The sequence below is a fragment of the Micrococcus sp. HSID17227 genome (assembly GCF_003989405.1).
Taxonomy (GTDB): domain Bacteria; phylum Actinomycetota; class Actinomycetes; order Actinomycetales; family Micrococcaceae; genus Micrococcus; species Micrococcus luteus.
The window spans coordinates 1-599 of sequence record NZ_RBLN01000545.1; the positions used below are offsets into that span (position 1 = coordinate 1).

Genomic DNA, 599 nt, shown 5'->3' on the forward strand with positions numbered 1-599 from the left:
TGGCGCCGGGCGAGTACCGGCGGCGCTGGGAGGCGGCGATCGAGGGTGCCCTGGGCTGAGTCCGGCACGCCCCCGGCGCATCGCCCCTCAGTACGCGGCGTCGTCGCGGCGGGCGGCCGTCAGCTCCGCCTCCGTGGGGTGACGCAGCAGCTCGAGCCGCTCGCCCTCGGGGTCCCACGCGATCAGCCCCGCGTCCGCGAACGCGCGTAGCCACCCCTCCATGGCCCATCGGCCGTGCACCTGCCGGAAGCGGCGGGCGTTGACCAGGATGTCCTCGAGGTGGTGCAGCGGCGGGGTCATCACGCCGTGGTGCTGGTGGAACGCCTCGGCGGGGCTGAACCGCAGCGTCAGGCCGGCGGCTCGGGCGCGGAAGGCCAGGTCCGTGTCCTCGGCGCCGTAGCCGGTGAAGCCCGCGTCGAAACCGCCGATGCGGGCCAGGTCCGCGCGCCGCAGCGCCAGGATCAGCGTCCACACGAGGTGCCACTCGTCCGAGGGCCCGGCGGTCAGGTGCGCGCGCGCCCGGTGGGGCACGGAGAGGCGGCGCAGCAGGGCGTCCGCGCGGTGCGAGGTCAGGTCGGCCTCCCCGACGTCGCGGACCC

1 protein-coding gene is annotated in these 599 nt (G+C 76.6%); it reads right to left on the minus strand.

Features of this window, described 5'->3' with window-relative positions; all coding sequences use genetic code 11:
• Positions 1-87: 87 nt before the first annotated feature.
• Positions 88-599, minus strand: a 512-nt coding sequence (locus D8M29_RS13205) for a glycosyltransferase family 2 protein (protein WP_238693437.1), incomplete at its 5' end; no start/stop codon positions are given.